The sequence below is a fragment of the Enterovibrio nigricans DSM 22720 genome, from assembly GCF_900167155.1.
In the GTDB taxonomy this organism is placed as follows: Bacteria; Pseudomonadota; Gammaproteobacteria; order Enterobacterales; family Vibrionaceae; genus Enterovibrio; species Enterovibrio nigricans.
In genome coordinates this window covers 1-8340 of sequence record NZ_FUXU01000116.1, presented here as the reverse complement: position 1 = coordinate 8340, position 8340 = coordinate 1, and the positions used below count along the sequence as shown (strand labels likewise).

Below are 8340 nucleotides of genomic sequence, written 5' to 3'. Positions count from 1 at the left end.
TACATCCAGCGACCTTTGACTTTGACGTAAGTTTCATCGAGTTGCCACGAAGTGGCCCGGGTTGGCTTCCAGTACCACCGTAACCGACGTTCAATCTCAGGGGCGTATTTCTGCACCCAACGATAGAGAGTGGTGTGGTCGACATCGACACCTCGTTCCTCAAGCATTTCAGCCAGTTCGCGGTAACTCACCCCATACTTGCAGTACCAACGGACGGCCCAGAGGATAACCTGGCCAGAAAAGTGACGCCCTTTGAAATCAGTTATGCTTAATAAACGACGAGGAAGGTGACACTAGATTGCCTGAAACTTAAAACTTTGCAACGGAGCCGGTTTAAGTGTTATCAATACGAACCCAGCGAAACAGCTATATTTGCGATTGGGTTTTGTCGTTGTTGAAAATTCTGGGGTAGAACATTTGATGGAACGACAAGCCTAAAACCGATGAGCCATATCTCTATCAATCAGCAATAGTATCTTTTGGGCTATGCCAGCAGCCAACGCCCTCCTTTAATCAGAAAACCCAAAGACAGCCCACGCCTTACATTTCAACGTTCTACCATACGCATTCCCACTCATTGTTAGACATTACATCGATAAAAAGGGATGAAATATGAAGGCTTTTCCTCTATCATCCTGCCGCCTGAGCGCAAGCGTTTGCGTTTTCTTTCTCATTCCTTGCTAGCAGGCGCCAATCCGATATTTTTGCTATGGAGGGACGCCTTAATGACCACACTTACAATTACTCGCCCTGACGACTGGCATGTGCACGTTCGCGATGGCGAAGTGCTGACAGACACCGTCCGCGACATCAGCCGCTATAACGGTCGCGCACTCATCATGCCGAATACCGTTCCTCCTGTTACAAACACTGAAATGGCCCTTGCTTACCGCGAGCGCATTATGGCGGAAAAGCCTTCCGCTCAGTTTGAGCCATTAATGGCGCTTTACCTGACCGACAACACCTCGCCAGACGAAATCAAAAAAGCAAAGGCATCCGGTGCGGTTGTTGCGGCGAAGCTATACCCTGCAGGTGCCACCACAAACTCTGATTCTGGCGTGACCTCAGCGAAGAATATTTACCCTGTGTTGGAAGCGATGCAAGGAGTGGGCATGTTGCTTCTGGTTCACGGCGAAGTGACCATACACGACGTTGATATTTTCGACCGCGAAAAAGAATTCCTTGATACCGTTTTGGCACCTATCGTGAATGACTTCCCGGGTTTGAAGATTGTGCTGGAGCACATCACTACCGCTGACGCGGCAAACTTCGTGAAGAATGCGAACGATAACGTTGCTGCCACCATCACAGCGCACCATTTGATGTATAACCGCAACCATATGCTGGTTGGCGGTATTAAACCTCACTTCTACTGTCTGCCGATTCTAAAACGCAACACTCACCAAAAAGCATTGGTAGAAGCAGCGACCAGCGGCAACAAGAAGTTTTTCCTTGGTACGGATTCTGCGCCGCATGCTAAAGGCGCGAAAGAGTCCGCTTGTGGTTGTGCCGGTTCTTACACTGCGCATGCTGCGCTTGAGCTTTACGCTGAAGTATTTGAGCAAGAAGGCAAGCTGGACAATTTGGAAGCATTTGCTTGTTTTAACGGCCCAGATTTCTACGGTATCTCGCGCAACACAGACACAGTGACACTGACCAAAGAAGAATGGTCTGTGCCGCAAACCATGCCATTTGGCTCTGACATTGTCGTGCCAATCCGTGCAGGTGAAACCATTGGCTGGAAAGTGAAGTAACAGGGTCCCCCTAAATACCCGCGAAAAATAAGCAAAGTATTAGCACCGTCAGTGAAAATCACGCGGTGCTTTTTTCATGCGTTTTGCATGCCTGACCGCATCGAAAACCCGTGTCGCACAATCTTAAGACGTGATCTCACTCTCACATCTGTTCTTTGGCTAATTAGTCTGTATAATTCGCCGCCTATTTACTCACGTCTCGCAAACTGGCGTAGAAAACAACCCATTCAAACACCTAGGAATACTTCTTTGATTTCGACAGCTAACATCACCATGCAATTTGGCGCTGAGCCGTTATTTGAAAACATCTCTGCGAAGTTCGGCAACGGTAACCGCTACGGTTTAATCGGTGCAAACGGCTGTGGTAAATCAACCTTTATGAAGATCCTAAGTGGCGCACTGGCACCGAGCTCAGGTAACGTGTCCATCACCCCAGGGTTGAAGCTTGGCGTACTAAGCCAGGACCAGTTCGCTTTCGAAAGCCACAACGTTATCGACGTGGTGATCATGGGTGACAAGAAACTGTGGGAAATCAAACAAGAACGTGACCGTATTTACTCACTACCAGAAATGAGCGAAGACGACGGCATGAAGGTCGCCGAACTTGAAAGTGAGTTCGCTGAAATGGACGGTTACACCGCAGAAAGTCGCGCCGGTGACATTCTGATTAAAGCGGGTATCGAAGAGAGCCTGCACTTTGACCTCATGCAGCACGTTGCGCCGGGTTGGAAACTGCGTGTTCTTCTTGCTCAAGCACTGTTTGCTAACCCAGATATTCTGCTGCTGGATGAACCAACCAACAACTTGGATATTCATACCATTGGCTGGTTGGCAGAAGAATTGAGCCAACGTAAATGCACCATGATCATCATTTCGCACGACCGTCACTTCCTGAACACGGTTTGTACGCACATGGCAGACATCGACTACGGCGAGCTGCGCATTTATCCGGGTAACTATGACTACTTTATTGAAGCATCAGGGTTGATCCGCGAGCAGCTGCTATCGAGCAATGCGAAAAAAGCCGCGGAGATCAGCGAGCTTCAAGACTTCGTAAACCGTTTCGGTGCGAACGCCTCGAAAGCGAAGCAAGCCAGCTCTCGCGCAAAGAAAATGGACAAAATCAAACTGGATGAAGTGAAATCGTCCAGCCGTATCAGCCCGTCTATCAACTTTGGTGAAGGTAAGAAGCTGCACCGTCAGGCGTTAGAATTACAAGATCTCGGTCATTCCTACGAAAACGAACTGCTTTTCGAGAAAGGTAATTTGCTGTTAGAAGCTGGCACTCGCCTTGCTGTTATTGGCGAAAACGGCGTGGGTAAAACCACGCTGCTTCGTTGCCTCGTTAACGAACTGGAACAAACGCAGGGCGTTGTGAAATGGGCCGAAAATGCATCTGTCGGCTACTGCCCTCAAGACAGCACCGCAGACTTTGACAATGACCTCACGATCTTTGAGTGGATTTCACAATGGCGCACCGTAAAACACAATGATTTGATTGTTCGCTCCATTTTGGGTCGCCTGTTGTTCACAGAAGATGACGTGAACAAAAAAGCCAAAAATTGTTCAGGTGGTGAAAAGAACCGCCTCATTTTCGGTAAGCTGATGATGCAAGACATCAACGTACTGGTGATGGATGAACCAACCAACCACATGGACATGGAAGCGATTGAAGCGTTGAACAGCGCACTGAAAGTGTATTCAGGTACGCTGATTTTCGTCAGTCACGACCGCGAGTTTGTTTCATCACTTGCCACGTCAATCATTGAAATTAAAGATAATAAGCTGAACAACTTCCAAGGTACCTACGACGAGTACCTTGCGCATCAGCAGAAACTGCCAAACGTCGCATAACCATTTCAACACCCAAAAACAGCCCGAAAGGGCTGTTTTTGTTTATATCCCGCCTTAATCCTTACAATTGCTAACAGATCTTGCTTCAAAATTATTCATTTTGTCACATTCCATAATTAATTTACGGATTATTCTGACGGCTGTTAATTACGTGAATTTAATACTTTATGGATGTTCTCTTACTTGTTGGTTTAATTGTTTTAAATGGATTGTTCGCGATGTCAGAAATTGCTCTGGTCGCGTCGAAAAGCAGTCGTCTTAAAAAGCTCGCCGAAAGCAGTAAAACAGCTGCTACTGCACTGGCTCTGAAAGAAAGCCCAAACACGTTTCTTTCAACCATTCAAATTGGTATTACCGTTATCGGTCTTCTGAGCGGTATTGTCGGCGAAGCAACCCTGTCAGTGCCATTTGCCGAATTCATGGTGCAAAACGGTCTGGATGCAGACACCGCCAATGTACTTTCAACCATGCTGGTTGTCGTCGGTATCACCTACTTCGCCATTGTTGTCGGCGAGTTAGTTCCTAAGCGCATCGCGCAATCAAAAGCTGAAGCAATTGCCATGGTGGTTGCTATCCCAATTCATTGGGTTTCTATCATCACGCGACCGTTTGTCGTCGCATTGAGCCTTTCTACGCAAGCCTTGCTAAAGCTGCTTCGCATTAACAATGACAACGATGATGTGGTGACCGAAGACGATATCCAAGCGATCGTTAACGAAGGCTCTGAATCCGGTGCTATCGAACCTCGTGAGCAAGAGATGATTAAGAACATTCTTCATCTTAATGACCGTTTGGTTGGCTCGTTAATGACGCCAAGACGAGACATTGACCTGCTCGACATAGAGCAGCCTGTCGAGCAGCTACTAAAACGTATTCGCAGCACCAAACACAGTGTATTTCCGGTTTGCCGCGGCAACCTCGACCAAGTGGTTGGTACCGTATCCGCAAAAATGCTGCTGAGTGTGTCAGGAGAGTTGACGACCCCGACAGTCGCAAAGCTGTTAAAACAACCACTTTATGTGCCCGAATCAATGAAGGGATTAACGCTACTAAATCACCTCCAAATGCACAGTGCTGAAATGGCATTCATCATAGATGAATATGGTGAAATTCAAGGCCTCGTTACCCACTACGATTTACTTGAAGCCATCGCGGGTGAGCTGTCACTGTCGCCACAAGAGCAATGGGTCAAAGAGCTGCCAGAAGGTGGATGGGTGATGGATGCACTGATTCCAATCAGTGAATTCAAAAACAGATTAAGCATTCCCAACCTTGTCGGTGAAGAGGAAGAAGGATTCCAAACACTGAATGGCATGCTAACGTGGCTGGCCGGGCGCCTCCCTGCTGAAGGTGAAATCATTCAGCAGGGCGAATGGAGTTTTGAAATCCTGCTTATCGACCACAATCGAATTGCAAGAGTGAAGGTCACTCACGCAGTGTTGGAAGAGGTTGTTTAAAAAAAATGCCCGGCATCCAAGGAGAAAATGCCGGGTGTTGTTAGCAGCACCATAATTGGGGGAGTCGCTGCTAGAAATCCCAAAAGGAGAATGTGCATTCAGGCCAACTCGAAAAGCCTGAATGCATGTTGTTACGAAAACAGAACCCTGTGACTATTCACATGAACGTTCAGGTTTTCTCGTTTACCGCAATCAACACTTCCCTTAGATATCCGCAAAGGGATATTCAGTCACATCGAAATCGTCAAAACAACGTCCTTCTCCGTGGCAACGCAATCAATAGTCTTTAACTAAAGACAGGAAAAGCGGTCGAAAGGAGAAATAACGAACAAAAAAAGCCAGCACGGTGCTGGCTTCAATAGGGTGATGTTAAACGCTAGAGCTTTCGACCCAAGCGTTTTTCAATCTGTTTCTTTTCCCATTCAGGGCCAAAGAAGTTCAACACATCAAACGTATTCAACGCCTGAATGACAAGGCCAATACCCCAGCCCATGGCTGGCCACCACGCCCAAATGTATTCAGGGCTCGTAAGCAGGTTAATCACAAACAGCATGCCAATCACCAGCACATAGGTGACAAGGTGCGAGTAAAAGCCTTTTATATCTCGCACTTGGTTCATCACACGCTCTTCTTCTTCGGTGTATTTTACTTCGTCTGTCATGTCTGGCTCCGCCGTTTTTTGTAAGTCAGTTATTTGAACTTCAAACACAGCAGCCAATGCTTTCAGCGACTCCAACCCCGCTTTGTCTCCTCTTTCAAGACGCTGAATAGTGCGAACACTCAACCCACTCATCTCTGAAAGTTGTTCTTGAGACCAACCGCGTTGCAATCGTAGTTTCCTGATAATCATTGGTGTTTCCTTTCTGCTGTTTGCGGACTAACCTACCGAAGAATACGCGTTGTCGGCCACGACATCGCCACGACACTTACATGACATTCGTTATAAATCATCATCTTACAGAGTGAATACTCAACAGCAAACTTTGACGCCAAGTCTGCGACATCAATCAAGCAACCATTGAGTGTCACACTGAGCCGGCCGTTTCCACCACTAAAATCCGCGCTTCACCACGTGGTTTTGCTACATGTTCAGTGCCGACGTGTGCGTAGAAAATATCACCTACACCCATAACTTCACACCGTTCCTTGCCCTCTATTCGATAGTGCATTTCAACCGTTCCATCGAGCACGACAAACACTTCTTCGCCATCATTTATGTGCCACTTGTAGGGTTTATCCGTCCAATGCAAACGTGTGGCAATCCCATTCATGTTGGCGATATCAAGCGCCCCCCACGCACGGTCGGCTGTAAATTGAGAACCTTTAATAAATGTCACGTCGAGTCCCTGATGAGATATCAAGCAAGCATGGTATCAAATGAGAAAGTGTAAGCGGGGTGAAATGTAAGCACCATCTGGAAAGTGGTGCTTAGCGAAGACTATACAAATGTCGCCAATTCGGTGCGGAAAACACTCGATTTAGGGGCGTCAACCAACACACAACGTCCCAACTGACCAATTTCCATGGCAATCTTTCGGTTGTTTTCATCGTCCAACAGAATGCCCGTCATGCCTTTTAGCGACCCATTGACAATGGCGACAGTCACGCCATTTGCCAAGCTATTGGCAATCGATGTCGACTCTTCATAGTAATAAAGGATCGTTTTAATTTTAACGATGTGGGTTTCTGGAATAGCAGCCAAATACTGATTGAATCGCACAAAATGAGAAAAATCTGGCAGCGCTTTGATGGCTTCTAATCCAGCTGGTTTGGTTCTGACAAATACATGTGATTTAAACAATGGCTCAGTCGATACTTTTTTCTTCCCATCTACCGTTTTTCTCTCTGTTCTAAGCGGTAAATAAGCTTCGTAACCCATATCTAAAAGTTGTTCACACACGTCGATTTCAGCGTTTGCATGGGTGAATACCGCATACCAGCGATAGTAATGCAATGCTATTTCTCCTAAATCTCGAACAAAGAAAACGGCCATTACTGACCAACTGCGTTATTGGTTTAACCGAGGTGTCGTTACGCGGCTAGCTCATCGTTAACAAACGACGAAACTGAATAATGATCCGGATATTATCCCTAGCCGTCAGAGTAAGAAAGTGAATTAATGCGTTGTTGGGAGAAACTTTTATCTTGGCCCAAAGACTTTGAGAGCAGGTCACGATACTGGCGAAAATGTGCGCGTTTTTCATTCAGTGTTAAAACAATGCGATGATTCCTTCGTTCTTTGCATTTCGTGACGAAAGCACCTATTCGCCCACGTTTTCATTGTATTCAGCACTCTCTTTTTGTGCCACACACTGCTCATACGACAGTTCACCAGACACGCGGAATTGATTAATAAGACAAGCCCAGTTTTCTTTCCCTAACGCGTCCTCTTGATTTTTCTCTTGGATATCCTCCACAACATTCGCAATGCCTAATCCAACGTCACCCAAAGCCAAGTTAATCACGATGGCTCCAGCGCCCAACGCCATTAACCAACTGGGGACAATAGACGTTAATTTTTTAAAAAGCCCGGACGCTTAAAAATCATCTTTAGATTGTCTTTACCTTTCATTTCCAATTCCCTCTACTTGACCATGATGAAACATGGATCAGTTTCACCATCAGCGATTTGCTTTGAGCTATAGCGGAGCTGCAGATTTTCAGACATTTTGGCAACCTTTCCACGCCCGAATTTGAAGTAGGGCTCCGTTGCAAAGTTTTAAGTTTCAGGCAATCTAGTGTCACCTTCCTCGTCGTTTATTAAGCATGACTGATTTCAAAGGGCGTCACTTTTCTGGCCAGGTTATCCTCTGGGCCGTCCGTTGGTACTGCAAGTATGGGGTGAGTTACCGCGAACTGGCTGAAATGCTTGAGGAACGAGGTGTCGATGTCGACCACACCACTCTCTATCGTTGGGTGCAGAAATACGCCCCTGAGATTGAACGTCGGTTACGGTGGTACTGGAGGGGTTGTTGCAAAAAATCCGTAGTGATCCAAAATCGTCTCATTTCTCCCTGGCGGATAACGGATAGATGGCCAACAACGAATTCAAATGGAAACACTTTGCCCCCGAAGTCATTCTTTGGTGCCTGCGTTGGTATGGCTCCACCCCCATGAGCTACGCTAACCTCAGCGATATGCTGCAGGAGCGAGGAATTTCGGTTAACCGCTCGACCATTTACCGTTGGTTCATTGAGTATGCCCCAGTATTACGCAAAAAATTACGCCGTTATCAGTTCATCCGTGCAGACACGTCTTGGCAGCTCGACGAAACT

The 8340-nt window shown here is 46.8% G+C and carries 8 protein-coding genes and 3 pseudogenes; 6 read left to right on the top strand and 5 right to left on the bottom strand.

Features of this window, described 5'->3' with window-relative positions; translation table 11 throughout:
* Positions 1-266, bottom strand: a 266-nt coding sequence (locus tag B5D35_RS21545) for an IS6 family transposase (RefSeq protein ID WP_139367827.1), incomplete at its 3' end; no start/stop codon positions are given.
* A gap of 64 nt (positions 267-330) precedes the next feature.
* On the opposite strand from B5D35_RS21545, the pseudogene B5D35_RS25560 reads away from it, so the two are divergent.
* The 4 genes and pseudogenes from B5D35_RS25560 to B5D35_RS21525 all read left to right on the top strand — a co-directional run.
* Positions 331-438 (top strand): annotated as a pseudogene (locus B5D35_RS25560) (GNAT family N-acetyltransferase); the annotation flags it as partial.
* A 287-nt stretch (positions 439-725) separates the two neighbouring features.
* Entirely contained in the window at positions 726-1754 is a 1029-nt protein-coding gene (gene pyrC / locus B5D35_RS21535) for a dihydroorotase (protein ID WP_078754527.1), read from the top strand.
* 249 nt (positions 1755-2003) lie between these two features.
* Complete coding sequence (locus B5D35_RS21530; protein ID WP_078754526.1) at positions 2004-3608, top strand: ABC-F family ATPase; 1605 nt, start codon at positions 2004-2006, stop codon at positions 3606-3608.
* A gap of 167 nt (positions 3609-3775) precedes the next feature.
* Positions 3776-5065, top strand: a complete 1290-nt coding sequence (locus B5D35_RS21525; protein WP_078754525.1) for a hemolysin family protein — start codon at positions 3776-3778, stop codon at positions 5063-5065.
* Positions 5066-5441: 376 nt separating this feature from the next.
* Here B5D35_RS21525 and B5D35_RS21520 read toward each other — a convergent pair whose 3' ends face one another.
* From B5D35_RS21520 to B5D35_RS21505, 4 genes are all read right to left on the bottom strand, one after another.
* The gene (locus B5D35_RS21520; protein ID WP_078754524.1) at positions 5442-5915 is read right to left on the bottom strand and encodes a 2TM domain-containing protein; all 474 of its coding nucleotides are present in this window, start codon (positions 5913-5915) and stop codon (positions 5442-5444) included.
* A gap of 175 nt (positions 5916-6090) precedes the next feature.
* Positions 6091-6402, bottom strand: coding sequence for a cupin domain-containing protein (locus tag B5D35_RS21515; protein WP_078754523.1), 312 nt, complete (start codon positions 6400-6402; stop codon positions 6091-6093).
* Positions 6403-6503: 101 nt separating this feature from the next.
* Positions 6504-7019 carry a UpxY family transcription antiterminator gene (locus tag B5D35_RS21510; protein ID WP_244556699.1) on the bottom strand — a complete coding sequence of 172 codons (516 nt, stop codon included), beginning with the start codon at positions 7017-7019 and terminating at the stop codon, positions 6504-6506.
* A gap of 307 nt (positions 7020-7326) precedes the next feature.
* The gene (locus tag B5D35_RS21505) at positions 7327-7530 is read right to left on the bottom strand and encodes a hypothetical protein (protein ID WP_101210447.1); all 204 of its coding nucleotides are present in this window, start codon (positions 7528-7530) and stop codon (positions 7327-7329) included.
* A gap of 301 nt (positions 7531-7831) precedes the next feature.
* Here B5D35_RS21505 and B5D35_RS21500 point away from each other — a divergent pair.
* Both B5D35_RS21500 and B5D35_RS21495 read left to right on the top strand, forming a co-directional pair.
* Positions 7832-8032 (top strand): annotated as a pseudogene (locus tag B5D35_RS21500) (transposase); the annotation flags it as partial.
* A gap of 65 nt (positions 8033-8097) precedes the next feature.
* Positions 8098-8340, top strand: a pseudogene (locus tag B5D35_RS21495) (IS6 family transposase); the annotation flags it as partial.

What these genes read in the sequence shown, in the direction of transcription:
- pyrC (WP_078754527.1), top strand. Translation starts at nt 726, where the DNA reads ATGACCACACTTACAATTACTCGCCCTGACGACTGGCATGTGCACGTT.
- B5D35_RS21525 (WP_078754525.1), top strand. Translation starts at nt 3,776, where the DNA reads ATGGATGTTCTCTTACTTGTTGGTTTAATTGTTTTAAATGGATTGTTC.
- B5D35_RS21520 (WP_078754524.1), bottom strand. Translation starts at nt 5,915, where the DNA reads ATGATTATCAGGAAACTACGATTGCAACGCGGTTGGTCTCAAGAACAA.